Here is a 24,781-nt window from a genome sequence, read left to right as displayed (position 1 = left end):
GTGCGGGGGCACCCGTGGACCGTCGAGGACGGCCGCCGGCCTTGGCCGCCGGCACGGTCTCAAACCGCCTGATCGTGTTCCTCCGGCCGCGCCGCATCACGCACCGCGCCCAGCGGCTCCGTCCGCCGTTCCCGCAGGTCGGCCACCGCGAGGACCAGGGCGAGGACGATGATGCCCACGGCCGTCAGCAGGCCCAGCTGGAGCGCGGTCGCCGGGCTGCCGTGGTTGGCCAGATGGGCGAAGTACACGGCGCCCACGGCGGCGATGCCGGCTGCCGAGCCGATGCGCTGCGCGGTCACCAGCACCCCGCCCGCCGCCCCGGCCCGCTGCACCGGAACGCTCGCCAGGGTGAGCGTGGTGTTGGGGGAGATGGTGATGCCCGAACCGAGGCCCGCGACCAGGAGGGGCAGCGCCGCCGCCCAGGCCACGCCCTGCCCCGGCACCAGCTGCACCGCCGCGATCACCACGAGCAGGCCCAGCGCCACCACGGCGAGCCCGGCGATCACCAGCTTGCGTCCGTGCCGCACGACGAGTCGGCCGCTCATCGCCGCGCCGATCGCCGAACCGCACGCGAACGGCAGCGAGGAGAACCCGGCGGCGAGCGCGGTGTAGCCGACGCCGTTCTGGAGGAACAGCGTGTAGACGAAGAAGAGCGTGGTGAAACCCGCGAAGTAGACCAGATTCAGCAGCACTCCGAGCGAGAAGGACCGCTGGGCGAACAGCCGCATGTCCAGCAACGGCGCCCGGCCCCACCAACCCTGCCACCGCTCCCACGCCCAGAACCCCGCCAGCAGCAGCGCGGCCACCGGCAGCAGCGCCCACTTCAGCCGGCCCGTCCACTGCTGCTCCTGCACCAGGGGCAGCATCAGCGCCAGCACGCCCGTGCCGAGGAGCAGCACACCGGGCAGGTCGACGCCCTCGCGCCTGCCGGTCGCGCGCGGGGTGCGCGGCAGCAGCCGCAGCGCGGCGCAGAAGGCGGCGACCCCGATCGGCAGGTTGACGTAGAACACCCAGCGCCAGCCGTCGTCGGTGCCGAACAGATGGATCAGCAGTCCGCCGGCGGGCGGGCCGATCGCCGTGGACAGCCCGACGACGCTGCCCAGCATGCCGAACGCCCGCGCCCGCTCGGTGCCCCGGAACATCTGCTGGATCAGCCCCGTGGTCTGCGGCGCCAGGATGCCCGAGGCCACGCCCTGCGACAGCCGGAAGAACACCAGCCAGCCGGCGTCGGTGGCCAGCCCGCACGCCGCCGAGGCCAGCGTGAACAGGGCGAGCCCGTACAGGAAGACCGTCCGGCGCCCACGCAGGTCGCCGAGCCGCCCGGCGGGCACGAGAGCGAGTCCGAAGGTGAGCGCGTAGCCCGAGACGACCCAGGACAGGGCGGCCGTGTCGGCGCCGAGGCCGCGTTCCATCGAGGGGAGGGCGACATTCACGATCGAGCTGTCGAGCAGCGTCATGAAGCCCGCCGTCAGACAGACCCAGAGCGCCTGCCAGCGGCGCCGGTCGTCGGCCGGCCGGGCCGTGTCCATGGTCATGGGGCCACGCTAAGCAGCGGCCGGGCCCTCGGCGGGTAACAGGGGAAAATCCGGCGCGTCGGTGTTTGTCCTGCCATGAGCGGCCCATATCGGGTCGTGCGCGGCGACTTACCCGGCGGCCGGTTCCCGGAGCCACGCGTACGCCGAGCGGGCCGTGAACTCCTTCTGCCCGCCGCGCAGCAGCAGGCTCGCCGTGGCGAACCCCGGATCGTCGGCCTGCCCGTCGACGTAGGGGACGGCGATGCAGCGCATCCCGGCGGCGTGCGCGGCGGCCGCGCCCGGCGCCGCGTCCTCCAGCACCACGCAGTCGTACGGATCGGCGCCGAGCCGCCGGGCGGCCTCCAGGAAGGTGTCCGGTGCCGGTTTGCCGCGCGGGACGTCGGCCGCCGAGACCACCACGCGGACCAGGGCGTCCAGGCCCGTGCCGGCGAGGACCGCGGCCATGGCCTCGGGGGAGGATCCCGAGGCCACCGCCGTCGGTACACCGTCGGCGGCCAGCAGTTCCAGCAGCGCCCGCATCTCCGGATACACGCGGGTGCGGGCGCGGGCCAGCTCCAGATAGCGCCGGTCCGCCGCGGCCAGCAGCTCCCCGGCGGGTACCCGCAGCCCGTAGCGCTCCCGCCAGAGCAGGACCGTGTCCCGGGTGCTGACGCCGACGTAGCTCTCGTGGTCCGCCCAGGTGTAGTCCGGGACGCCGTACTCGGCCAGGGTCCGGCGGCTCGCCGCGAAGTAGTTCGGCTCGCTGTCCACCAGCGTTCCATCGAGATCGAAGATGACCGCGAGGGCGCCGAGATCGCTCATGCGCTCCAGGATGCCCGGGTCAGGCGCGGGCGGCTCGGCCCACCGACGCCACCAGGGGCCCCAGCCGGTAGGGGACGCGCTCGCGCAGCGCGACCTCGGTGCGGGTGCGCACCACGCCCGGCAGACTGATCAGCTTCTGGATGACGTCCTCCAGATGGGCGTTGTCCCGGCCCACCACCCGCGCCAGCAGGTCACCCCCGCCCGTGATCGAGAACGCCTCCACGATCTCCGGCACCGCCGCCAGCGCGTCCCCGACGTCGTCCAGGTGGCCCTGGGTGACCTCGATGTGCACGAACGCCAGCACCGGGTGGTCCAGGGCGGCGGGGGACAGGGAGGGGCCCGTACCGGTGATCACGCCGTCCCGCTCCATGCGGTCGAGCCGGGCCTGGAGCGTGCCCCGGGCTATGCCGAGAATCCGGGCGTACTCGCGCACGCTGGTGCGCGGCTGCTCCAGGAGCAGCCGCAGGATGCGGGTGTCGAGCTCGTCCACGGCCATGATGTACGACTGTACCAATGGCCCAGTACCCGTTCGGCCCACTGCACCGCTCGACCTGCGCCGTTGGCGTTGCGCGATGTCCGAGAGAGGGCTCGTTGATGGACCATTGGCCCACTGGATCGGGCTTCACTTGAGCCAGTGCGGCAGGGGATGCTCTCATGGGCATGTCGATGGCGCTGCGGACCCCCGCGGCGCCTTTTGTTTTCCGGTCTTCCTTGGTCCTCCAAGGTGTCCGTCGGGAGGACGGCAGTGCTGAAGAAGGTGTTCGTGGCTCCGGACCCGGGCCGGGCGCGACCGCGCCGGGTGTCCCGGGCCGTCCTCGGTATCGGCCTCGCCGCCGCGGTCTGCCTGCTCGCCGGGCACTTCGTCGTCGGCGCGGTCGCCGGCTGCCTCGCCGTGCTGCTCGCGCTGTTCACGGTCGCCGACCCCACCGTGCGCGGGCAGGCGGTCCACCGCGCTGCTGCAGGTCGTGGGCCTGCCGGTGCTCGGCGCCGCGGCCGCGCCGCACCCGTGCCCGGTGGCCCGGGACGTCGCCTTCCCCGCCGCCGTCGGGGCCGGGGCATGGGGCGTGTTTTCGCAGACCAGGCGCGGTTTTCTTGGCGTCGCTCGATGTGCGAGGGCGGGCATGTTCGGCAGTCCGTGGGTGGACGGATGCCGACCTTTTGCCGACCTTCCTGACTGTGTGTCGGTTTCGTGGATTGATCGTTTTGGGCGTCGGGGAGATGTCGTGTTGAAGCGGGTGTTCGTCGCGCCGGATCCGGGGCGGCTGAGGTTGCGCAGTGCCGCGCGGGGTGTCCTGGGTGTCGGTCTGGCGGTGACGGTGTCGGATCTGGCGACGCGGTCGCTGCCGGCGGCGATCGCCGGCGGGCTTGCCGCACTGCTCGCCTTGTTCACGGTGGCCGATGGTTCGGTGCGGGGGCAGGCGGTCACCACGGTTCTCCTGCCGGCGGCGGGTTTCCCGGTGCTGGCTCTCGCGGCGGTGCTGCACGAATACGCGTGGGCGCGGGACGTGGCCTTTGTCGCCGTCCTCGGCGCGGGGATGTACGCCCGCCGGTGGGGGCCGCGGGGCCACGCGCTGGGGACTTTCGCGTTCATGATGTTTTTCGCGGCGCAGTTCCTGCGTGCGGTGACGGGCCAGTTGCCGGAGCTCTGTGCGGCGGTGGCCCTTGCCCTGCTGGCGTCCTCAGCGGTGCGCTTCGGCCTGTGGTGTTTCGAGCGGCGGCTGTCGCCGCCCGCTGTCGCGGTGGCAGGGCCGGGTGGTACGGGCTTTGCCCGGGTGACCACGCGCCACGCGATCCAAGGGATGGCGGGCGGCGCTTTCGCTCTGCTGGTGGGGCAGCTGGTGTCGCACGAGCGCTGGTACTGGGCTGTGGGCGCGGTGTGGTGGATCTTCGTGAACACCACCTCGCGGGGCGAGACCCTGGTGCGGGGCTTTCGCAGGGTTCTGGGCACGGTGATCGGTATCGCCATCGGCCTGGTGATCGCTGTGCCGCTGGATGGGGCCGGTGCTCCCACCGCGGCGCTTGTCGCGGTCTGCGTGTTCGGCATCTTCTATACGGCGGCGGTGTCGTACACGTGGATGATGCTTGCGGTGACGGTGATGGCCGGGCTGTTGTACGGCCTGTTGGGGGTGCTGAGTCCGGGGCTGCTCGCTCTGCGTGTGATGGAGACGGGAGTGGGGGCGCTCGGCGCGGGGCTCGCGGTGTTGTTGGTCCTGCCGGTGACCACGCACGCCACCACCGACGCATGGATCCAGCGAGCGCTGCACTGTGTCCATGCGTGCACTTCTGAGGCCGCGGCCCGCCTGGCCGGCTCTCCGGCTGCGGATCCGGCCCGGTACGTAGCCGAACTGGAGCTGCTGTTGGGCAGGGTGAGGCTGTCGCTGGCGCCGCTGGTGCACCCGTTCACTCCGCTGCGGGCGCGTAAGGCGCGGGCCCGTCAGGTGATCGAGCTGCTGGACCGGTGTGCCCGCGAGGTGCGTGGCCTGGCATCGGTCGCTGCTGATCCGGACGCTTCCCACGACGCGAGGCTTGCGGCGGCTTGCTGGCGGGTGGAGGCAGCGGTGGAGGCACTCATCACGCCCGGTGTCACGCCGAGCGAGGGTCATGCCGCGGTTGCGACACCACATCCTTCCGGTGGCGAACTGGCCCTGGCCCATCTGCATGGCCTGGAACAGGCACTGAAAGCGCTCGCGGTCCCGCTGCAAGGCCCCGTCACGGCCTGACGGCCGCCGCCCCGTGTCGCCCTGCAGGTGATGCGCTACGAAGGAGCTCGGCCAGGCGGGCCGCCGGCCGCGCTCGCGGAACCCTTGTGGGCGCCGGGGGATCGAGGCCGGTGGGGGCGTGATGCCCGGCGGCCGGTGAGAAATCACCGGGGCGGCAGGTGAGCGGGGTGCGGGCGTGGTCCGCCGTGGCCGGTCGCACGGCTCCCGGCGCCCCTGGGGAACCGCCGCGCCGCCGGCCGCGGCTCCGCCTCGCGGGATGCCGCACCGGAGTGAAGGACTCCCGGCCCACGCCGTCCTCTTGGTCTAGACCGACGCGGGTCGGCTGCTACCGTCGGCCCGTGACGGGCTCGACCGAGAGGGGACAGCGGTGGTGCGGAGCGGCGGCAGGGCGTTCATCGGGTCGTTCACGGCGGCCGGCGGCCCGGGGCTGGTCACCGCCGAGGTCGCGGCGGAGGGCGGCGCCCTGGCCCTCGTCGCCGCCGTCAACGACGTACCCGATCCCTCCTACCTGACCGTCTCCCCGGACGGCGCCATGCTCTACGCGGTCAGCGAGACCGCCGAAGGCGCCGTGGCCGCCTACCGCGTCGACGGCGGCCGTCCGGAACTCGCCGGACCGTCCGTGCCGGTGGACGGCAGCGGACCCACCCATCTGAGCCTGTACGCCGGGCACGTGCTGACCGCCAACTACGGCTGCGGCAGCGTCACCGCCGTACCGCTGCGCCCGGACGGCACCCTCGCCGCGAAGCCTTCCGGGCGGCTCCAGCACACCGGCTCGGGGCCGCACGACCGCCGGCAGCGCGGCCCGCACGCCCACCAGGTGCAGCCGGACCCGAGCGGCCGCTGGGCGGTGAGCGTCGACCTCGGCACCGACTCGGTGCGGGTGTGCACGCTGGAGGCCGGCGCCCCGGCGCTGCACCGCGAGTGCGCCCTGAGGCCCGGCTCCGGGCCCCGCCACCTGGCCTTCCATCCCGACGGTGAGCGCGCCTACGTCGTCAACGAACTCACCCCGACGGTGACCGTGTGCCGCTGGGACGCCTCGGCCGGCTCCCTGAAACCGCTCACCGAGGTCCCGCTGCTGCCGGGCGCCCCGGCCGGCGACGCCTACCCCTCGGGGATCGTGGTCGCCCCCGACGGCCGCTTCGTGTGGGCCGCGACCCGGGGCGAGGACGTCCTGTCGGTGCTGGCTGTCGAGGCGGACGGCCTCAGGCCGCTCGGCACCGTGCCCTGCGGCGGCCACTGGCCCCGAGCCCTGGCCGAGCGCGACGGCTTCCTGTACGTGGCGAACGAGCGCTCCGGCGACGTCAGCTGGTTCGCCGTGGACGGGGCGACGGGCGTTCCGCGCTACGACGGCTCGGTGCAGGTCGCCGCGGCTTCGTGCGTCGTCTTCGGCTGAGCGGGGCGCGCCACCGGACCCGGCACGGCGAAGGGCCCGCCCCCGTGGGGAGTGGGCCCTGCTCGTCCGGATCTCCGTGCGGTCAGCGGACCGGGGTGCCCTGCGCCTGCTGCGGCGCGATGCCCAGGGCCGTCGTGTACTTCGCGAGGGCCAGCTTGCCGATCGCCGGGTAGGCGCCCAGCGGCTCGGCCATCGAGCAGCCCGCCTCCTCGGCGGCGGCCGCGAGCAGCGTCGCGTCGATCTCCGGGCCGACCAGGTACGGTGCGAGCGCCAGCTGCTGCGAACCGGAGGAGCGCAGCTGATCGGCGACCGAGGAGATGGAACCCTCCTGGTCCAGGGCCGCCGCCATCACCGGCACGGCCAGGCGCGCGGCGAGCAGCATGCCGGTGATCCCGGCCGCCTGCACGGCCTCCTCGCCGCCCACGGAGGCGAGCACGATGCCGTCGGCGGCCGTGGCCACGGTGAACAGCCGGGCACGGTCGGCACGGGCCAGGCCCGCCTCGGACAGCCGCACGTGCAGCGCCTCGGCGAGCAGCGGGTGCGGGCCGAGGACATCGGTCAGCTCGGCCGCGACCCGGCTCTCGTTCACCGACTGGCGGATCTGCCGCAGCAGCGCGTTGTCCGGACCGGCCAGCAGCGGTACGACGACGGCGACCGGGCCGTCGGGCTCGCGAAGGCCCTCGACACCGGCGGCGACCGCCTGCTCGTAGCGGGCCGTGCGCTCCCCGGCGGCGTGCGCCAGCACCGACCGCAGGGAGGGGAACTCGGCGTCGTCACCGTCCAGGTAGCCGATCCGGGCGTCCAGGCCCGGCAGCTCGGAACGGGCGATGCTCACGACCTCCTCGGCGAGGCCACGCGTGGCAGCGCTGGGCACACCGGGCACCGCGAGGACGAGCGCGGGCGCGCCCTCGGGAGCCACCAGCGGTTCGGGCCGGCGGTGCCGTCCGGGCTGGCGGGGTCGCGGCATTCGTACTGGGAGGCCGGACTCGGGTCCAGTGGAGGAGCTCATGGCGCCGCATGTTACTGGTTTCCCGGATGGCCCTGTTCGGGGAGGGTGCAGGTGAGCGGTATCCGTCCGGTTTTGTCTGCTCGTTTACGGGCGGCGGCCGTGACGTGCAGCATCGCGGGTTCAGCCGGCAGTGAGAGCCGTCCGCTCGCCAGCTCGGCCGCGATCCGCACGGCGCCGTGCAACGGGTCACCCCCGGGCGGCACCTGGCGGGTGTGCGGCAGCCGCCGTGCCAACTCCTCGCGCAGCGGCGCGAGCAGGGCGTCGCCCATCTTCGACAGGCCACCCGTGAGCGCCACTTCGGGAGTCCCGTCCGCCGGGCACACGGCCGCCGCGGAGTCGGCCATGTGCCGCGCCGCCGTACGCAGGATGTCCGCCGCCACAGGGTCGTCGGCTGAGCAGTCGGCCACCCTGGGCGCGAACGAGGCGAGCACGGCGGGCCGGTCGGTCCTCGGGTAGAGCCGGCCCGGCAGTTCGCGTACCGGCCCGAACTGGTCCTCGGCGCACCTCAGCAGTGCGGCCGAGCCGCCCGAGCGGCCGTCGTGGGCCCGCAGCGCCGCCTCCAGACCGGCCCGGCCGATCCAGGCGCCGCCGCCGCAGTCGCCCAGCAGATGCCCCCAGCCGTCGGCCCGCCGCCAGCCGGTGAGGTCGGTGCCGATCGCGATCAGTCCGGTGCCCGCGGCGAGCACCGCGCCCGGCCGGGAACCGAGGGCCCCGGCGTACGCGGTGACGGCGTCGGCGGCGAGCGCGACCCGTCGTACCCCCAGTTCGCGGGCCAAGGCGTCCGGCAGTTCGGCGCGCAGGGCGTCGCCCAGGGTGGCGAACCCGGCGGCCCCGACGACGGCCGTACCCAGCTCGGCCACGCCCGCCTCCGCCGCAGATTCCCTCGCCAGCGGCACGAGTCGGGACATCAGATGGCCCGGGTCGATGCCGCGCGCGCCGGTGCGGACCGGCTCCCGGGTCTCCCGCTGCGCCGAGGGCGCCCGCCCCGGCACGCCGACGGCGATCCGCAGGCCGGAGCCGCCGGAGTCCACGGCGAGATACCCGGCGACGGTCACGGCAGGCGCCAGTCCACGGGCTGTCCGCCCTGCTGGATCAGCAGGTCGTTGGCCCGGCTGAAGGGACGCGAGCCGAAGAAGCCGCGGTCGGCCGACATCGGTGAGGGGTGCGACGACTCCACCGCGGGCAGACTCCCCAGCAGCGGACGCAGATTGCGCGCGTCACGGCCCCACAGGATCGACACCAGCGGTTTGCCGCGGGCCGCGAGCGCCCGGATCGCCTGTTCGGTGACCTCTTCCCAGCCCTTGCCCCGGTGGGCGCCCGGACTGCGCGGCGCGGTGGTCAGCGCCCTGTTGAGCAGCAGGACGCCCTGCCGGGTCCAGGGCGTGAGGTCGCCGTCGGACGGCTGGGGCAGCCCCAGGTCGTCGCCGAGCTCGCGGTAGATGTTGATCAGGCTCGGCGGCAGCGGTCGTACCTCGGGAGCGACCGAGAACGACAGGCCCACCGCGTGCCCGGGGGTGGGGTAGGGGTCCTGACCGACGATCAGGACCCGCACCTCGTCGAAGGGTTGCTGGAACGCGCGCAGGACGTTGCTTCCCGCCGGGAGGTAGGTACGTCCCGCGGCGATCTCCGCGCGCAGGAAGTCGCCCATCTCGGCGATCCTTCCGGCCACGGGTTCCAGGGCCTTCGCCCAGCCGGGTTCGACGATTTCATGCAAGGGTCGTGGTGCCACGGTCGTCACCCTACTGCCGTACGGCCGCCGGTGATCAACCGGTGGCCCGAACCCGGCCGGACGCCCCGTGCCCCCGGTCCTCTGGAACCGCGTCCTCCGGACACCGCTGTGCACCCCTCCCCGGTCATGCCTCTCCCTCCTGCCTCTCCGGTCCGTTCCTCAGCCGACCAACGCCGCGCGCACGCACAGCACGTCCGGCAGGTGCGCGGCCAGCTGCCGCCAGCTGTCGCCGTCGTCCGCGGAGGCGAACACCTCTCCGTTGCGGTTGCCGAAGTACACGCCCGCCGGGTCGGCGTCGTCGGTGCACAGGGCGTCGCGCAGCACCGTGCCGTAGTGGTCCCCGGTCGGCAGGCCCCGGGCCAGGGGTTCCCAGGTCCTGCCCGCGTCGGTCGTGCGGAAGACCCGGCAGCGGCGGTCGGCGGGGACCCGGTCGCTGTCCGCGTTGATCGGGAAGACGTACGCCGTGTCGCCGCGGTGCGGGTGGGCGGCGACCGCGAAGCCGAAGGTGGACGGCAGGTCCGCGCCGATGTCGCTCCAGCGCGCTCCCGCGTCGTCGCTCCGGTACACCCCCCAGTGGTTCTGGAGATACAGCCGGTCCGGGTCGGCCGCGTCCCGGGCGACCTTGTGCACGCACTGGCCGAACTCCGGGTTCGGGTCCGGCAGGAACACCGCGGCCACACCGGAGTTGGACGGCGCCCAGCTCGCCCCGCCGTCGGTGGTGCGGAACACCCCGGCCGTGGAGACGGCCACCGTCAGCGCCGCCCTGTCGCGGGCGTCGGTGAGCACCGTGTGCAGCCCCTCACCGCCGCCGCCGGGCACCCAGCGGGAGCGGGTGGGGTGCTCCCACAGCGGTCGCACCAGCTCGAAGCTCTCGCCGCGGTCCACCGAGCGGTAGAGCGCGGCCGGTTCCGTGCCCGCGTACACCACGTCGGGCTCGGCGGCGGCGGGGTGCAGCTGCCAGACGCGCTCCAGGGAGGCGCCGGTGTCCTTGGGGAACCTGACGGCCGGGCGGGGCGGTTCGGTCCAGGTGCGGCCGAGGTCGTCGGAGTGGAACACCGACGGCCCCCAGTGCGCGCTGTCGCCCCCCGCGAGCAGCCGCGGCCGCGGTCCCCGGGGGTCGATCGCGACCGAGTACACCGCCTGCGCGTTGAAGTACGGGCTCTCGTCGAACTCCCAGGGGCCGTGCCCCCGCCGCCGTCCGATGAACAGGCCCTTGCGGGTGCCCACCGCAAGCAGTACCTCGGTCATGCCGATCACCTCCGGGGCGCCAGTGCCCAGGGTCGACGTCAGATATCGGCCAGTCTGCACCCCACCACTGACAGTCTGCTCTGGAGCGCCCGTCGCCCCAGCTCAGCGGGGTGTCGCCGGCCTTCGGCGAGGATTGGCGGGGTCCGTTCCCCGATGTGCCTGCGCGAGGCGGCCCTCTCGTGCGAACGTCGAGGACGGCTTGTCATGAGCAACGGAACGATCCCTCCCCCGAGGAGGACGGTCCGGCCGGTCTTTGCGGTCGCGAGGAGGATGCCCTCGATGGCGTTCCGAGGTCCCAGGGTGTGGCTGTGGCGGTGGCGGCGCAATCCGCTCAGGCGCCGCGCGGACGTGGTGGAGGGCTGGCTGGTGCTCGGCGTCGGGCTGCTGACCGTGCTCGCCGGGGTGGTCGCCGGGCTCCTGACGGATCGCTCGGTGGCGCAGGGGCTGGCCCGCGAGCGCGCCGACCGGCGCCCCGCCGTCGCCCGTGTCGTCGCCGAGGTCCCGCAGGGGCCCGCGGGGCGTCGGCACATGTCCCACAGGGCCTGGGGCTGGGTGGAAGCGCGCTGGAGGGTGGCCGACGGTTCCGTGCGCACAGGCCGGGTCCGGGCGGCGGCCGGCAGCGGGGCCGGCACCAGGGTCACCGTCTGGACCGACTCCCGGGGCCACCTCGCCGACAGCCCCGTCACGCCCGGCCAGGCCGCCTTCCGGGCCGACCTCGTCGGGGCCCTGACGGGGCTCAGCGCCGCGCTCGTCCCCTTCGCGGGCGGATCATTGCTGCGCGCCCGGCTGGAGCGCCGCCGGATGACCGCCTGGGACACGGAATGGGCCCGGCTGGGGCCGCGGTGGGGACGCACGGTCTGAGCGGCTGTTCGCCGGCCGTTCGCCGGCCGTTCGCGGGCGAGCCGTCGATCTACCCGGTCGGCTCGTCGATGTATCCGGTCGGCTTGCCGGGCTGCCCGGTCGGCTTGTCGATGTACCTGGTCCGCTCGGTGGCTGGTCCTGCCGTGCCGCCCCCGGACGGGGCAGGACCGGGCCTGGAGTGGGGCCTGTCCGGAGCCGGCCGGGCCGGACAGGCCCCGCCGGCTTCAGCCGCGGTCGGGCAGGGCCCGCTCCAGGACGGCGTCCGGGTCCGTTCCGGAGGGCAGGGTCCCGAAGGAGTGGCCCCAGTCGCCGCCCAGACGGGTCGCGCAGAAGGCGTCCGCGACCGCCCCGGGGGCGTGGCGGACCAGGAGGGACGCCTGGAGAGCGAGGGCCATGCGCTCGACCAGGCGGCGGGCGCCGAACTGGTCGGCCCGGGGCAGTTCGGTCCGGAGGGCGGCCACGGCGGAGTCCAGGCGGGCGTCCGCGCCTCGGGCGAGGGCGAGTTCGGCGAAGAGGGCGTCGGCGGCGCCCGGTTCGCGGCCGAGGGCGCGCAGCACGTCCAGCGCGTTGACGTTGCCCGAGCCCTCCCAGATGGACAGCAGCGGGGCCTCGCGGTAGTGCCGGGGCATGCCGGAGTCCTCCACGTACCCGTTGCCGCCCAGGCATTCCAGGGCCTCGGCGGTGAACGCGGGACCCCGCTTGGTGACCCAGTACTTGCCGACGGCGGTGGCGATCCGCCGGAAGGCGCGCTCCCCTTCGTCCCCGCGCACCGCGCGGTCCGCGGCCCCGGCCAGCCGCAGGGTGAGGGTGGTCGCCGCCTCGGACTCCAGCGCGAGGTCCGCCAACACGTTGCGCATCAGCGGCTGTTCGAGCAGGCGGGCACCGAACGCGCTCCGGTGGCGGGCGTGATGACCGGCCTCGACCAGCGTCTTGCGCATCAGCGTCGCCGAGGACATCACGCAGTCCAGACGCGTGCAGTTGACCATCTCGATGATGGTCTTCACACCCCGCCCCTCGGGCCCCACCAGCCACGCGACCGTCCGGTCGAACTCCGGTTCCGACGAGGCGTTGGAACGGTTGCCCAGCTTGTCCTTCAGGCGCTGGATGCGGAAGGCGTTGCGGCTGCCGTCCGGCAGTACGCGCGGCACCAGGAAGCAGGACAGTCCGCCGGGGGCCTGCGCCAGGACGAGGAAGACGTCGGACATGGGCGCCGACGTGAACCACTTGTGCCCGCGCAGCGTGTACACCCCGGGCTCGCCGGTCGGCGTCGCCGTGGTGGTGTTGGTCCGCACGTCCGAGCCGCCCTGCTTCTCGGTCATGCCCATCCCGGCGATCAGGCCGGGCTTCTCGGCCGGCACCCGCAGTCCGGGCTCGTACTCCCGGCTGGTGAGCAACGGCTCGTACACCTTGGCCAGTTCGGGCTGCGCGCGCAGGGCGGGTACCGCGGCGTACGTCATCGACGTCGGGCAGCCGTGTCCCGCCTCGGTGTGCCCCCACACCAACCCGCCCGCGGTACGGGCCACATGGGCGCCGGGCCGCTCGTCCGCCCAGGCCGAACCGGCGAGGCCCGCCTCGACCGCGGCCCGCATCAGATGGTGCCAGCTGGGGTGGAAGTCCACCTCGTCGACACGGTTGCCGTAGCGGTCGTGGGTGCGCAGCACCGGCTCGTTCAGGTTCGCCTGCTCGCCCCATTCCTGGGCCGTCGCGCTGCCGGCGCGGGCGCCGAGACGGCGGATCTCCTCCTCGGCCCACCCGGCCCCCTCTCGGCGCAGGCCCTCCAGGAGGGCGGCGTCGTCGGAGGAGTCGTAGGGGGCGAGGGGCGGGGGCTGGTTGGTGACGTCGTGGGTCGCGACCGGCGGCTGCGGCTGCGTTTGCGTCTGGGTGGAGGCCATACGCGTCATGTTGCACTTTCCCTGCGGCTGTAGCAATAGCGCAACACCGGGTCGCCCGTAAAGTACGTGCCCATGCGCATGAACGTGTCGTCCGGGCCGGAGGCGGCCGGCCTGCGGCCCCTGTCCGCCCGGTCGGTCGTGCTCAGCCTGCTCCTGGCCGTGCACCCGCCCGAGCTGCCCGTGAAGGACCTCGTGCGGCTGGTCGAACCCTTCGGAGTCGGCGGCTCCACGCTGCGGGCCGCGCTGAGCCGCATGGTGGCCGCGGGCGACCTGTGGCGCACCGACGCGGTCTACGGGTTGAGCGAACGGCTGCTGGCCAGGCAACGCCGCCAGGACGACGCGGTCCATCCCCGCACCCGGGTGTGGGACGGCGACTGGGAGATGGTGGTCATCACGGCGACGGGACGCGGCGCGGCCGAACGCGCCGAGCTGCGCGCCCGGCTGACCGGCCTGCGCCTGGCCGAGCTGCGCGAGGGCGTGTGGCTGCGTCCGGCCAATCTCGACCGGCGCCTGCCGGCCGCGCTCCACGAGGTGGCGGCGACGTACACCGCCCGCCCGGACGAGCCCGCGCACGACCTCGTCGAGCGACTGTGGCCCCTGTCCGCCTGGGCGGTCACCGCCCGCGCCCTGCTCGCCTCCGCCGCCGACGCCCCCCGCCCCGCCGACCGTCTGACCGCCTTCGCCGCGGTCGTCCGCCACCTCCTGGGCGACCCCGTTCTCCCCCCGGCCCTCCTCCCCCCGACCTGGCCGGGCCCCGACCTGCGCACGGCGTACGCCGGTTACCAGCGGGAGGTGGCGGCGTCGGTCGGGGTGGAGGGACGGGTCCGGGGCTGAGGGGCCGCTGACCGGGCGGTGCCTTCGCTCCGGCGGCGGTACGGCGCGGGTGGTTACGAGGGGGAAGTCCTGTTGTCGCGCGTGGCACGCCCATCGAGCCGCCCCGCGCCGCCGGGCGTGGGGGTGTCTCGGATGCCGTGCCGACCAGGCCGCCGGCTCCCCGGTTCCATCCGCACCTGGTTCCGGCCCGCCCGCGCGCCCACCGCCTCCGCGCCCGTCGCCACCCCGGCCCGCCGGACGGGCCACCCGCACGTGCTGTCGTACGACGTCGGCTCGCTCGACCACACCCGCCCCGGCGCCGCCGCCGGCCGGCCCCTCGATCGCCCGAGAGCCCGGCTTGGCCTCATGCGGAGCAGTCCCCGCGCCCTTCCTGAGCCGGCCCACCGGGCATGCGGGCCATGACGGCTCGACGCCCCCGGCGACCGAACGGCCCGCCGGCCCCCTCCCAGCGGGTGGCGCACCCGACGTGCAGGGCGTTCCCTGGGAGGCAGGAGGAGGACCGGCACGGTCGGGGGTACTCGGTGGGGCAGTCGGACGACGATCTCACCCGAGGAGAGTCATGGCTGAGCAGAACGCGTCGTCGGCCCTGTCGTCGACCCTCAGGGCGCCCCTGCGTGGTGCCGCCTCGGTGCTGCGCAAGGTGCCGGGTGCCGCGGCGGTGGGAAGCGCGGCTGAGAAGACCCTGGACAAGGTGGGCGCCGTCTCCCCGCGCGGGCGGCGCATCGCGGTGTACGCGGGAGCGGGCGTGCTCGGCGCGGCGGGCGTCGTGGAGTGGCCCGTGGCCCTGACCGGCGCGGCGGTGGCCTGGCTCACCCAGCCCCGGCCCGGCGCCCGCGGCGACGGGACCGGCGAGGGCCGGCCGGCGGCTCCGCACGATCTCGGTACCGCCGCGCTCCGGTCCGGCGCGGACACGCCGGCGCACGGACCCCAGGAGCAACCCCACCGGCACCACGGCGAAGGCGGACACGGACACGGGCATCGCCCCGGACCCGTCCCCGCCGACGGCTCCCAGGACACCACCCCGAAGACGGTGACCGGCCCCTTCGGCCCCACCGCGCGCCCCGACCGCACCACCCGCTGAGGAGAGCCCCTTGCCAGGTCTGTTCACCGTGCCGCGGGCCACCCTGCGGCTGCTGCCCGCGGCCCCACGCCTGCTCGCCCGCGCCGCCGTGCCCGCGGTGGGAGTGGCCGCCGGCGCGGCCGCCGGCACCGCGCGGGCCGGCGTGCGTGGCGTGGACGCCGCCGTACGGGTCGCCCGTGTCGCCCGCAACACCCTCCCCGGCTCCGGGGACCACTGGCGCTCCGGCACCCGCGCCCACCTCGCCCTGCGTCCCGTCGCGCCCGCGCCCGCCGCCGGACCGGCCGGCCCGCAGGCCCCGCCCCCGGCTCCCGGGACCGCCCCCGGTCCCGCGGAGAGGACGGCACCTCCCGTCCCCGGACATCCCGCGACCGCAACCCCGCCCCCGGCCGGTGCGGGGCGCCCGGGACCCGGGACACCACCTCCCAGCCCGACCCCGCACCTCGCCCGCCGTATCGCCCGGACCCTCGCCGATCGCCCCGACGTGCTCTTCGCCTACTGGGACGACGGTCTCGCCCGGCTGGTCGTGAGCGCGACCGAGGAGGAGGCCACCGACGAGGTGGTCGAGCACGCCGCGCGGCTCGCCGCCCGGCACGGGCTCGAACTGGCCGCCGGCGACGTGGAGGAGAGCACCCACCCGGCCGACCCCGCGGGGGTGCGGACCGCCGTGGCCACGTTCGGGGTCGACGCGCTGGGCACCGCCGTCGCGGTGACCGGGTACGCGCTGCGGCTGCCGCCGTCGCCCCGGCTGCTGACCGCCGTGGTGACGCTGCTGCGGGAGAACCCCCGGTTCCGCGCCTGGCTGCGCGCCCGCCTGGGACCCGACCGGATGGACCTGGTGCTGGCCACCGCCAACGCCGCCGCGCACGGCGCCGGGCAGACCCCCGCGTCGCTGCTGCTCGACGGCACCCTGCGCGCCTGCCAGATCGCCGAGACCGTGGCCCGCGCGGTCGCCTTCGACGCGGTGCACGACGAGCTGTGCGCCCCCGACCGCGTCAGCCTCGCCCCCGGCGCCGAGCCACGGCCGCCGCTGCGCGAGTCGCCCGCCCAGGAGTACGCCTCCCACGCCTCGGCCGGCAGCCTGCTGGGCGCCGCGGCCACCCTGCTGGTCAAGCACGACGGCACCGAGGCGGCCGAGGCGGTGCTCGCCGGTTCCCCCAAGGCCGCCCGGTACGGCCCCGCCGCCTTCCACGCCGTGCTCGGCGCCGCCCTGTCCAGGACCGGAGTGCTGGTCCGCGACCCGGAGCGGCTGCGCCGGCTGGACCTGGCCGGGACGGTCGTCCTGCACGCCGGAGCACTGCGCGGCGCGGACGGCGAGGCGGACCCGTGGGCCGAGCCCGTGCTGGACGCCGCCCGCCGGGCCGGGCTGCGGGTGGTGCTGGTGGACGACCCCGCCCTGGAGGACTTCACGGGCCTCGCCGACCAGGTCGTGGACGCCCGCCGGCCGCTGGACGACGTGGTCCACGAGGCGCGCGGCGAGACGCACACCGTGCTCACCGTCGCCCGGGTGCGCTCGGCCGAGGAGAGCGACGTCCTGGCCGCGCTGCGTGCCAGCGACGTCGCAGTCGCCCTCACCGACCGCGACGGCGCGGTGGTGTGGGGCGCGGACATGCTGGCCCTGCACGGCCTGCCCGACGTGTGGCGGGTACTGATCGCGATTCCGGCCGCCCGCGCGGTCGGCGGGCGGTCCCAGACCCTGGCCCGGTCCGGCGCGGCGCTGTCCGGACTGCTGGTGGCCGTCGGCGAGGCGAAGGGCGGCCGGGGGCGGCTGGCCGTGCTGCCGGGGCTGCGGCACGCGCCCGTCGACGTGGGCGCCGCCGTGGCACTGCTGTCCGGGATGCGCGCCGCGCTCGGCGTGGCGGTGGCCCGCGCCCCGCACCCCCGCCCCCGGGTGCACTGGCACGAGCTGGACCCGGAGCAGACCAGGGACCGGCTCGAACACCGACCCGAGGCCGTGAGAACGCCGTTGGGCGCGCTGGCCGAGGGGCTGCGGGAGGCGGCCGACGGGGTGTCCCGGCATCCGCTCGTCGCCCCCGTGCGCTGGTCCTACCAGCTCGGCCAGGCCGTCCGCGGCGAGCTGCACGACCCGCTCACCCCGGTCCTCGCCGTCGGCTCGGCCGCCTCCGCGATCCTCGGCTCGGCGGTGGACGCCCTGCTCGTGGTCGGCGCCCTGGATCTGAACGCCCTGGTCGGAGGCGTCCAACGGCTGCGCGCCGAACGGGCGTTGTCCGGTCTGGTCGCGGACCAGAAGCGCAAGGCGCGCCTGGTGCCCCCGGAGGAGGAGGCACCGGCCGGCGGCACCCGGACCGTGGAGGCGGGCAAGCTCACGCCGGGCGATGTGATCCAGCTCAAGGGAGACGACGTGGTGCCCGCCGATGCCCGGCTGCTGTGGCAGGAGGGCCTGGAGGTGGACGAGTCCGCGCTGACCGGCGAGTCCCTGCCGGTGGAGAAGGACACCGATCCCACCCCGCACGCGCCCGTCGCCGACCGCAGCTGCATGGTCTTCGAGGGCACGACCGTGGTGGCGGGCGAGGCCCGTGCCGTCGTGGTCGGCACCGGTGAGCACACCGAGGCCGCCCGCGCCGTGCACCTCGCCGCGCGCATGCCCCCGGCGGCCGGCGTCCAGGCCCGCCTCCAGGAACTCACCCGCAAGGCGCTGCCGTTGACCTTGGCGGGCGGCGCCGCGGTGACCGGCATCGCGCTGCTGCGCGGCACCCCGATCCGCGAGGCGGTCAGCGGTGGTGTGGCGGTCGCGGTGGCCGCCGTGCCGGAGGGGCTGCCGCTGGTGGCCACCGTCGCCCAGCTGGCCGCGGCCCGCCGGCTCAGCCGCGGCGGCGTCCTGGTGCGCACCCCGCGCACCCTGGAGGCGCTCGGCCGGATGGACACCATCTGCTTCGACAAGACCGGCACCCTCACCGAGAACCGGCTGCGCCTGGTGCGGGTGTCCGACGCCGAGGGCACCGTGCGCGCCGTGGCCGCCGCCGGGTCCGCGGGCACCGTACGGGCCGCCGCGCGGGCCTGTCCCCGCTTCAACGGCGGCTCCGAGCGGCCGGTGCACGCCACCGACGAGGCGGTCCTGGACGCGGCCCGCCCCGATCCCGACTGGATCCAGCTCGCCGGGCTGCCCTTCGAGGCCGCCCGCGGCTACGCGGCCGCCGTCGGACGCACCGGGGACGGCTCCCGCGTCCTCGTGGTCAAGGGCGCCCCCGAGACCGTACTGCCCGCCTGCACCGGTCTCCCGGCGGGCGCCGCCGACGCGGCCCAGGAGCTGGCCGGTTCGGGGCTGCGGGTCCTGGCGGTGGCCGAACGGCGTCTCGGGGATGGGGAGGACGAGGCCGAGGTGCTCGAACAGCCGCTCCAGGAGCTGGAGTTCACCGGCGTGCTGGCGCTGTCCGACGTGCCCCGTGAGACCTCCACGGCGCTGGTCAAGGGGCTGCTGGAGGCGGGCGTACGACCCGTCGTGCTCACCGGCGACCATCCGCAGACCGCGCGGGCCATCGCCGCCGAACTGGGCTGGCCCGAGGGCACCGTGGTGGTCACCGGTGACGAGCTGGCCGCCGCGAACCGGGCGGCGCGGGCCCGGATGCTGCGTGACGCGGGCGTGGTGGCCCGGGTGGCGCCCGAGCAGAAGCTCCAGGTCGTGGAGGCGCTGCGGGACGCGGGGCGGGTGGTGGGCATGGTCGGCGACGGCGCCAATGACGCCGCGGCCATCCGCGCCGCCGACATCGGCGTCGGCATCAGCGCCCGCGGCTCGGCCGCCGCCCGCAACGCCGCGGACATCGTGCTCACCGACGACGACCTCACGGTCCTGATCGACGCGGTCGGCGAGGGCCGCGCCCTGTGGCACAGCGTGGCCGACGCCATCGCCATCCTCATCGGCGGCAACGCGGGCGAGGTCGGCTTCGGCCTGATCGGCACCCTGGTGTCCGGGCGGGCGCCGCTGTCCACCCGGCAGATGCTCATGGTGAACCTGTTCACCGACCTGTTCCCGTCGATGGCGGTCGCGGTCACGGAGAAGGAGGGCGAGGCGGACCTCGCCCATGTCGAGGAGGCCGCCGGGGTGCTGGGCGACCCGCTGCTGCGGCAGATCAGGCACCGGGCGCTGACCACCTGCCTGGGCGCGCTCACCGCCTGGCTGATCGGCCGCTTCACCCCGGGCACCGACCGCCGCTCCAGCACCATGGCGCTGTGCGGGGTGGTCGGCACCCAGCTGGTGCAGACCCTCCTCGACCGGCGCGACAGCCGGCTGGTGCAGATCACCTCGCTGGGCTCGGCCGCGGTGCTCGTCGCCGTCGTCCAGACCCCGGTGCTCAGCCGGGCCTTCGGCTGCACCCCGCTCGGACCGGTCGCCTGGGGCGGCGTGGCCGTCGCCATCGCCCTCGCCCTGGCGGGGCAGCGTGCGCTGCCCCGCCTGGAGGAGACGGTCGTGCGACTCCTGCCGGCCTGAGGCTCACACCGAGCGCAGGTACTGCTCCGGCACCCGCACGTCGCCGCCCAGCTCCCGCGCGGTGTGCCGGGCCCAGGAGGGGTCGCGCAGCAGCTCGCGGCCGAGCAGGACGGCGTCGGCCTCGCCGTTCGCCACGATCTTCTGCGCCTGCTCGGCCTCGGTGATCAGGCCGACCGCCGCGACCGGAAGGCCGGTCTCGGCCTTCACCCGGGCGGCGAACGGAACCTGGTAGCCGGGCCCGACCGGGATGTCGACGCCGACGGCGTTGCCGCCGGTGGAGACGTCGAGGAGGTCGACGCCATGGTCGCGCAGGTCGCGGGCGAGACGGACCGTGTCGTCCGCGGTCCAGCCGCCCTCCTCCAGCCAGTCCGTGGCCGAGACACGGAAGAACAGCGGCTTGTCCTCGGGCCACACCGCCCGTACGGCGTCCACGACCTCCAGCGCGAAGCGGACGCGGTTCTCGTACGAGCCGCCGTAGGCGTCGGTGCGGTGGTTGGAGTGCGGGGAGAGGAACTCGTGGACCAGGTAGCCGTGGGCGCCGTGGATCTCCACGACCTCGAAGCCCGCCTCCAGGGCCCGGCGCGCGGCCCGCCCGAACTGCTCGACCATGTCCTTGATCTGATCGACCGTCAGCTCGGTCGGCACCGGGTGGCCCTCGGCGAAGGGCAGCGGGCTCGGGGCGAGGGGCTGCCAGCCGTGCCCCTCCGGACCGACGGGCGCGCCACCCTTCCAGGGCCGCTCGGTCGAGGCCTTGCGGCCGCTGTGCGCGAGCTGGACGCCCGGCACCGTGCCCTGGGCGGAGAGGAAGCGGGTGATCCGGCGGAACGCCTCCACCTGGGTGTCGTTCCACAGGCCGAGGTCGTAGGGGGAGATCCGGCCCTCCGGGGAGACCGCGGTGGCCTCCACCACGATCAGGCCGGTACCGCCGGTGGCCCGCGCCCCGTAGTGGGCGAGGTGCCAGTCGTGCGGGGCGCCGGTGAGCGGCCCCTCGGGCTCGGCCGAGTACTGGCACATCGGCGGCATCCACACCCGGTTGGGGATGGTCACTCCACGCAGGGTGACGGGCTCGAACAGCACGCTCACGACAGACTCCATTCGTCACGGACCGCAGATCTGCTCGTACGATAGACCTCGTAGTACGAGGAGTGTCAAACTACGATGACTCTCGTACATTGCCGTACAATGCGAGGCGCGTAGAGCTTCCCGAATCCAGCGACGAAGGTGGGCCGCCGTGACCGAGACCGCCGCCCCCGGCCGGGTGCTGCCGCACCCCGATCGGGCGGAGATCCGACTGGAGACCGTGCTGCACGCGCTGTCCGACCCGGTGCGGCTGCGCATCGTCCGTGAACTCTCCACCGCGGCCGACGAGTTGTCCTGCTCGCGCTTCGACCTGCCGGTCACCAAGTCCACCACCACGCACCACTTCCGGGTGCTGCGCGAGAGCGGCGTCATCCGGCAGTGCTACCGGGGCACGGCCAAGATGAGCGGCCTGCGCCGGGACGACCTGGACGACCTCTTCCCGGGCCTGCTCGACGCCCTGCTCGCCGCCGCCAGGGGCCAGCACGCCCGACTCGGCGAGGACACCTGAGGGCGCGGCCTCAGGGCTGCGGCGACCGCGCCACCGCCAGCAGGGTGTCCCAGTCGGCGAGCTTGACCACGCCCCGGCCGAGGCGCGCGCCCAGCTCGGCCTCCGCCCGCTCGATCGCCAGCCAGCCGCCCCAGGGCACCGGCTCGGCCCCCGCCGCCAGCAGCGCGGGGACCGCGTCAGCGCGCATGTCCGAGCGGGCCGGCCCGGCGGCGTCCGCGAGCAGCGAGGCCACCGTCTCCTTGGCGCAGGGCCGGTTGCTGCCGATCACGCCCGACGGACCCCGCTTGATCCACCCGGCGACGTACTCCCCGGGCGAGACCACGCCGTCGCGCACCACCCGCCCCGCCGAGTGCGGGACCGTGCCGCTCGGCTCGTCGAACGGCAGCCCCTCCAGCGGCACCCCGCGATAGCCCACCGAGCGCAGCACCAGCTGCGCCGGCACCTTCTCGTACCGCCCGGTGCCCGTCACCCCGCCCCGTCCGTCCGGCGCCGTGCGCTCGAAGCGGACCGCGCCCACCCGGCCGCCGTCCGCCAGCAGCTCCACCGGGCGCAGGAAGAAGCGCAGCCGGATCTGCCGGCCGGCCACCGCCGGGGGCCGCTCCGCCCAGCCGCGCAGCACGTCCAGATTGCGCCGCCGCGCCGCCGGCAGCGTCTCGGTGTCGACCGGGTCGAGCGCCAGGTCCTCCTGCGGCACCACGACCCGGGTGCCGGGCAGGGTGCCCAGCTCCCGCAGTTCCTTGGTGGTGAAGCGGGCCTGCGCGGGACCGCGCCGCGCCACCATCCGCACCTCGCGGACCCCGCTCCGCGCCAGGGTGTCCAGTGCCCCCTGCGGCATGTCCGTCGGCCACAGCTCGGCCGCGCCGCGCATCAGCATCCGGGTGACGTCCACCGCCACGTTGCCCGCGCCGATCACCACCGCCGAGCGCACGTCCCGCAGGAAACCCGCGTCGGCCGCGTCCGGGTGGGCGCTGTACCAGGCCACGAACTCGGTCGCCGACCAGCAGCCCGGCAGCTCCTCGCCCGGAATGCGGAGGTGGCGGTCGGTCGCGGCGCCCACGCAGTACACCACCGCGTCGTACAGCCCGCGGAGCACCTTCACCGGCACCCCGCCGGGCCCGCCCACCCGCACCCCGCCGAGGAACCGCACCCGCTCGTGCTCCAGCACCGTACGCAGGCCGTCCTGGAGCGACTTGATCTTCTCGTGGTCCGGGGCGACGCCGTACCGGACCAGTCCGTACGGGCAGGGCAGCCGGTCCAGCACGTCCACACGCACCTCGGGGTCCCGCTGGACGAGCTGCTGGGCGGTGTAGCACCCGCTCGGCCCGGATCCTACGACGGCGACTCGCAGCACGGCGGTGCTCCTGACGGCGAAAGGAGAGTGCGCGGACGTCTCAAGGGTCCCACCGACGGGCCCCCTGGGGCAGAGCCCGCCGGGGTGACGTGGGCGCGTGTCCCACCGTATGGAGGGCGCGTGCGCCGATACGTTGCCCAGGTGCTCGAAGCATCCTTTCTTGATCTTTCCGAGCGGAACGCGGAGGACGGCGCGCTGTCCGTGTGGCCCGCGTGGGAGGTGCGCGAGCACGGCGGCACCCTGTCCTGGCTGCACGTCCGGCTGGACTTCCCGGACGGCGCCGGGGTGGACGCCCTGGCCGTCGTGAGCGACGGGGGCAGCGTCTGCGTCGAGGAGATCCGGGCCCGCCCCGCCCTCTCCCTGGACGACCTCACCGTCCTCGCCGACTGGATCGAGGAGCCGCTCCTGGAGGCGTTCTGGACGGGGGAGCGGGCCGCGGGCCGTGCGCCGGGCCCGGCGGCGCACCACGACGGTCCCGGCCCCGGTGCCCCCCGCGCGACCCGGCGGCGGGCCCGCCCGACCTGGCCGCGCGGGGCCGAGGGCCGGCGGCTGCTCGCCCGGGAGTACCGCGCGGCTCAGGAGGCGGGCGCCGACCCGGTGCTCGCCGTGATGCGGGCGACCGGCCACGGCCGCCGGCGCACGCTCGGCCTGATCGCCCAGGCCAGGGACGCGGGCCTGCTCACACCCAGGCACGCCCGCCGATAGACGGTCCTCCCGCGTCCGCTACGACCCCTCCGGGCGCTCCCCGGTCGCGAAGAACCGCGACAGATCGCGTTCCACGGCCTCGCGTCCGGAGTCCCGCTCCGGCGGCACCCCCAGCTCCCAGTCGAGCCCGTAGCGCCGGAACAGCTCGGCGCGCAGCGCGGGGACGGGCATGGGCACGCCCGGGACCAGGACCGCGTACACCGCTCCCATCAGCTGGGCCCGCAGCATCGGATAGTCGGCCGTCACGTCCGCGGAGCCGTACCGGGCCACGGTGTCGCCGAGCAGCTCCGACAGCCGCCGCTGCTCCGGGCACTCCACGAAACCCTCGGCGTGGAGCAGTCCCGCCATGTGCTGGCGCATCAGCACCGGCCGGTCGCGGGCCAGCCCGAGGATCGCGTCGACGGCGCGGGCCAGCCGCTCCCGGCCGTCCTCGCTGCGCGGCTCCCGCTCCAGCGCCTCCTCCAGCGTGCGGTGCATCAGCCGGTGCACGGCGGACTGCACCAGCTGGCGCTTGCCCGGGAAGTAGTACGACACCAGACCGCGGGCGGAACCGGCGCGGTCCGCGATGTCGCCGAGCGTGGTGGCCTCGAAGCCCCGCTCGTCCACCAACTCCACGGCGGCCTGGAGCAGCCGCTCCCGGGAACGCCTTCGCAACTCTTCATTGACCGAGGCGCTGCGCGGGGACATGCTGGACTCCTGCGTTGACTGGCTGCCAGCCAACTATACTCAACGCATCCGGAACCCATGGGTCCGGTCCGAGCTGCCGTCTGCCGGGGTGACGCGGGGGATCACCTCGGCGGACGGTGCGCGTTCGCCGGACACCGGGGTACCGGTTCCGGGGAACGTCAGGCCAGGTCCGGGGCGAGGCGCGGGACCAGGTCGAGAACCGGCAGCAACGCGTCGGGACGGTCGGCGGCCGGCAGATGGTCCACGAAGTGCACCCGGCAGCCGAGCGCCGCCGCGCCCCCGTCCGCCTCCCTGCTGTCGCCGACCATCAGCGTCCACCGGGGATCGGCGCCGAGCGCCGCGCAGGCGACCGAGAACAGCCGGGCGTCGGGCTTCTGCACCCCGTGCTCGTACGACAGCACATAGGCGTCCACGAACGGGTCGAGGCCGTGCGCGCGGAAGACCGGACGCGGATCCCAGCCGATGTTGCTGACCACCGCCACGCCGACACCGCGCTCGCGCAGGGCGCGCAGCACCTCCGGGGCGTCCGGGTAGGGGGTCCAGGCTGCGGGGGACATGTGCCGCGCGTAGAGCGCGTCGTGCAGAGCCGGATCGGGCAGCGGAACCAGCCGGGACATGCCCGTGAACGCCGCCCGGTGCAGTTCCGCGCTCTCGTCCCGGCGCGCCCACAGCCCGGCCAGCTCCTCGGGTACCCGCACCGGCGCCACCCCGCCCGGCAGCGCGCCGGCCGCCTCCAACGCCCGAGCCGCTTCTCTCAGTTCATGCTCGGGAAGGTCCCGTCCGGTCTCGTCCAGCGTCGCACGCAGCCAGGACTCGGTGGACTCGACGCGGAACAGCGTCCCGGAGAAGTCGAACAGCACGGCGGTCATGGGCCGGACTCTATCCGGAGCGATGGGCGCAGGA

20 protein-coding genes and 1 pseudogene are annotated in these 24,781 nt (G+C 75.1%); 9 read left to right on the top strand and 12 right to left on the bottom strand.

The window, feature by feature from the left end; all coding sequences use genetic code 11:
* Positions 1-59: 59 nt before the first annotated feature.
* From VT52_RS30190 to VT52_RS30180, 3 genes are all read right to left on the bottom strand, one after another.
* The gene (locus tag VT52_RS30190; protein WP_046425463.1) at positions 60-1,535 is read right to left on the bottom strand and encodes an MFS transporter; all 1,476 of its coding nucleotides are present in this window, start codon (positions 1,533-1,535) and stop codon (positions 60-62) included.
* A gap of 108 nt (positions 1,536-1,643) precedes the next feature.
* Positions 1,644-2,336 (bottom strand): HAD family hydrolase, encoded by a 693-nt coding sequence (locus tag VT52_RS30185; protein ID WP_046425461.1) that lies wholly within the window; start codon positions 2,334-2,336, stop codon positions 1,644-1,646.
* Positions 2,337-2,355: 19 nt separating this feature from the next.
* Positions 2,356-2,832, bottom strand: coding sequence for an Lrp/AsnC family transcriptional regulator (locus VT52_RS30180; protein ID WP_063888366.1), 477 nt, complete (start codon positions 2,830-2,832; stop codon positions 2,356-2,358).
* 249 nt (positions 2,833-3,081) lie between these two features.
* Between VT52_RS30180 and VT52_RS39140 the strand changes: the two are divergent.
* The 3 genes and pseudogenes from VT52_RS39140 to VT52_RS30170 all read left to right on the top strand — a co-directional run.
* A pseudogene (locus VT52_RS39140) lies at positions 3,082-3,436 on the top strand (FUSC family protein); the annotation flags it as partial.
* Positions 3,437-3,559: 123 nt separating this feature from the next.
* Entirely contained in the window at positions 3,560-5,056 is a 1,497-nt protein-coding gene (locus VT52_RS30175) for an FUSC family protein (protein ID WP_046425459.1), read from the top strand.
* Between the two features lie 367 nt (positions 5,057-5,423).
* The gene (locus VT52_RS30170) at positions 5,424-6,449 is read left to right on the top strand and encodes a lactonase family protein (RefSeq protein ID WP_046425457.1); all 1,026 of its coding nucleotides are present in this window, start codon (positions 5,424-5,426) and stop codon (positions 6,447-6,449) included.
* Positions 6,450-6,531: 82 nt separating this feature from the next.
* Here the strand turns inward: VT52_RS30170 and VT52_RS30165 are convergent, their stop codons facing one another.
* The 4 genes from VT52_RS30165 to VT52_RS30150 all read right to left on the bottom strand — a co-directional run bounded on the left by VT52_RS30165 (position 6,532) and on the right by VT52_RS30150 (position 10,435).
* Positions 6,532-7,458, bottom strand: coding sequence for a sirohydrochlorin chelatase (locus VT52_RS30165; RefSeq protein WP_107481491.1), 927 nt, complete (start codon positions 7,456-7,458; stop codon positions 6,532-6,534).
* A gap of 11 nt (positions 7,459-7,469) precedes the next feature.
* A complete protein-coding gene (locus VT52_RS30160) occupies positions 7,470-8,513 on the bottom strand; it encodes an N-acetylglucosamine kinase (RefSeq protein WP_079175368.1) in 1,044 nt (347 codons plus the stop codon).
* On the bottom strand, positions 8,510-9,187 hold the full coding sequence (locus VT52_RS30155) for a uracil-DNA glycosylase (protein ID WP_046425454.1): 678 nt from the start codon (positions 9,185-9,187) through the stop codon (positions 8,510-8,512). Before VT52_RS30155 ends, VT52_RS30160 begins: the two co-directional genes overlap by 4 nt.
* Positions 9,188-9,346: 159 nt before the next feature.
* Positions 9,347-10,435, bottom strand: coding sequence for a WD40/YVTN/BNR-like repeat-containing protein (locus VT52_RS30150; protein WP_046425452.1), 1,089 nt, complete (start codon positions 10,433-10,435; stop codon positions 9,347-9,349).
* A 279-nt stretch (positions 10,436-10,714) separates the two neighbouring features.
* Here VT52_RS30150 and VT52_RS30145 point away from each other — a divergent pair, with 279 nt between their 5' ends.
* The gene (locus VT52_RS30145; RefSeq protein WP_046425449.1) at positions 10,715-11,296 is read left to right on the top strand and encodes an Rv1733c family protein; all 582 of its coding nucleotides are present in this window, start codon (positions 10,715-10,717) and stop codon (positions 11,294-11,296) included.
* 224 nt (positions 11,297-11,520) lie between these two features.
* Here the strand turns inward: VT52_RS30145 and VT52_RS30140 are convergent, their stop codons facing one another.
* A complete protein-coding gene (locus VT52_RS30140; RefSeq protein ID WP_107481489.1) occupies positions 11,521-13,188 on the bottom strand; it encodes an acyl-CoA dehydrogenase family protein in 1,668 nt (555 codons plus the stop codon).
* A 72-nt stretch (positions 13,189-13,260) separates the two neighbouring features.
* On the opposite strand from VT52_RS30140, the gene VT52_RS30135 reads away from it, so the two are divergent.
* The 3 genes from VT52_RS30135 (at position 13,261) to VT52_RS30125 (ending at position 19,547) form a co-directional block, all read left to right on the top strand.
* Positions 13,261-14,022: a PaaX family transcriptional regulator C-terminal domain-containing protein gene (locus VT52_RS30135; protein WP_046425445.1), complete on the top strand. Its 762-nt coding sequence runs from the start codon at positions 13,261-13,263 to the stop codon at positions 14,020-14,022.
* 559 nt (positions 14,023-14,581) lie between these two features.
* A complete protein-coding gene (locus tag VT52_RS38240; protein WP_046425442.1) occupies positions 14,582-15,103 on the top strand; it encodes a hypothetical protein in 522 nt (173 codons plus the stop codon).
* 10 nt (positions 15,104-15,113) lie between these two features.
* Positions 15,114-19,547, top strand: coding sequence for a cation-translocating P-type ATPase (locus VT52_RS30125; RefSeq protein ID WP_046425440.1), 4,434 nt, complete (start codon positions 15,114-15,116; stop codon positions 19,545-19,547).
* 3 nt (positions 19,548-19,550) lie between these two features.
* On the opposite strand, the gene VT52_RS30120 is transcribed toward VT52_RS30125, so the two are convergent.
* The gene (locus VT52_RS30120) at positions 19,551-20,630 is read right to left on the bottom strand and encodes an NADH:flavin oxidoreductase/NADH oxidase (RefSeq protein ID WP_046425438.1); all 1,080 of its coding nucleotides are present in this window, start codon (positions 20,628-20,630) and stop codon (positions 19,551-19,553) included.
* 148 nt (positions 20,631-20,778) lie between these two features.
* Here VT52_RS30120 and VT52_RS30115 point away from each other — a divergent pair, with 148 nt between their 5' ends.
* Entirely contained in the window at positions 20,779-21,135 is a 357-nt protein-coding gene (locus VT52_RS30115) for an ArsR/SmtB family transcription factor (RefSeq protein ID WP_046425436.1), read from the top strand.
* Positions 21,136-21,145: 10 nt separating this feature from the next.
* Here the strand turns inward: VT52_RS30115 and VT52_RS30110 are convergent, their stop codons facing one another.
* The gene (locus VT52_RS30110; RefSeq protein WP_046425434.1) at positions 21,146-22,486 is read right to left on the bottom strand and encodes an FAD-dependent oxidoreductase; all 1,341 of its coding nucleotides are present in this window, start codon (positions 22,484-22,486) and stop codon (positions 21,146-21,148) included.
* Between the two features lie 195 nt (positions 22,487-22,681).
* Here VT52_RS30110 and VT52_RS30105 point away from each other — a divergent pair, with 195 nt between their 5' ends.
* Entirely contained in the window at positions 22,682-23,191 is a 510-nt protein-coding gene (locus VT52_RS30105; protein WP_046425507.1) for a DUF6214 family protein, read from the top strand.
* A gap of 18 nt (positions 23,192-23,209) precedes the next feature.
* On the opposite strand, the gene VT52_RS30100 is transcribed toward VT52_RS30105, so the two are convergent.
* Positions 23,210-23,878 (bottom strand): TetR/AcrR family transcriptional regulator, encoded by a 669-nt coding sequence (locus tag VT52_RS30100; protein ID WP_046425432.1) that lies wholly within the window; start codon positions 23,876-23,878, stop codon positions 23,210-23,212.
* 158 nt (positions 23,879-24,036) lie between these two features.
* Positions 24,037-24,747 carry an HAD family hydrolase gene (locus tag VT52_RS30095; RefSeq protein WP_046425430.1) on the bottom strand — a complete coding sequence of 237 codons (711 nt, stop codon included), beginning with the start codon at positions 24,745-24,747 and terminating at the stop codon, positions 24,037-24,039.
* Between the last annotated feature and the right edge of the window lie 34 nt (positions 24,748-24,781).

The organism is Streptomyces malaysiense (assembly GCF_000980885.2).
Classification (GTDB): domain Bacteria; phylum Actinomycetota; class Actinomycetes; order Streptomycetales; family Streptomycetaceae; genus Streptomyces; species Streptomyces malaysiense.
Note: the sequence above shows the minus strand (reverse complement) of the source record. Positions and strands in the feature narration are given on the sequence as shown.

Coding starts and splice junctions, on each gene's coding strand:
- VT52_RS30180 (WP_063888366.1), bottom strand. CDS start 2,832: ATGGCCGTGGACGAGCTCGACACCCGCATCCTGCGGCTGCTCCTGGAG.
- VT52_RS30185 (WP_046425461.1), bottom strand. CDS start 2,336: ATGAGCGATCTCGGCGCCCTCGCGGTCATCTTCGATCTCGATGGAACG.
- VT52_RS38240 (WP_046425442.1), top strand. CDS start 14,582: ATGGCTGAGCAGAACGCGTCGTCGGCCCTGTCGTCGACCCTCAGGGCG.
- VT52_RS30135 (WP_046425445.1), top strand. CDS start 13,261: ATGCGCATGAACGTGTCGTCCGGGCCGGAGGCGGCCGGCCTGCGGCCC.
- VT52_RS30100 (WP_046425432.1), bottom strand. CDS start 23,878: ATGTCCCCGCGCAGCGCCTCGGTCAATGAAGAGTTGCGAAGGCGTTCC.
- VT52_RS30165 (WP_107481491.1), bottom strand. CDS start 7,458: ATGAGCTCCTCCACTGGACCCGAGTCCGGCCTCCCAGTACGAATGCCG.
- VT52_RS30190 (WP_046425463.1), bottom strand. CDS start 1,535: ATGACCATGGACACGGCCCGGCCGGCCGACGACCGGCGCCGCTGGCAG.
- VT52_RS30145 (WP_046425449.1), top strand. CDS start 10,715: ATGGCGTTCCGAGGTCCCAGGGTGTGGCTGTGGCGGTGGCGGCGCAAT.
- VT52_RS30140 (WP_107481489.1), bottom strand. CDS start 13,188: ATGGCCTCCACCCAGACGCAAACGCAGCCGCAGCCGCCGGTCGCGACC.
- VT52_RS30150 (WP_046425452.1), bottom strand. CDS start 10,435: ATGACCGAGGTACTGCTTGCGGTGGGCACCCGCAAGGGCCTGTTCATC.
- VT52_RS30095 (WP_046425430.1), bottom strand. CDS start 24,747: ATGACCGCCGTGCTGTTCGACTTCTCCGGGACGCTGTTCCGCGTCGAG.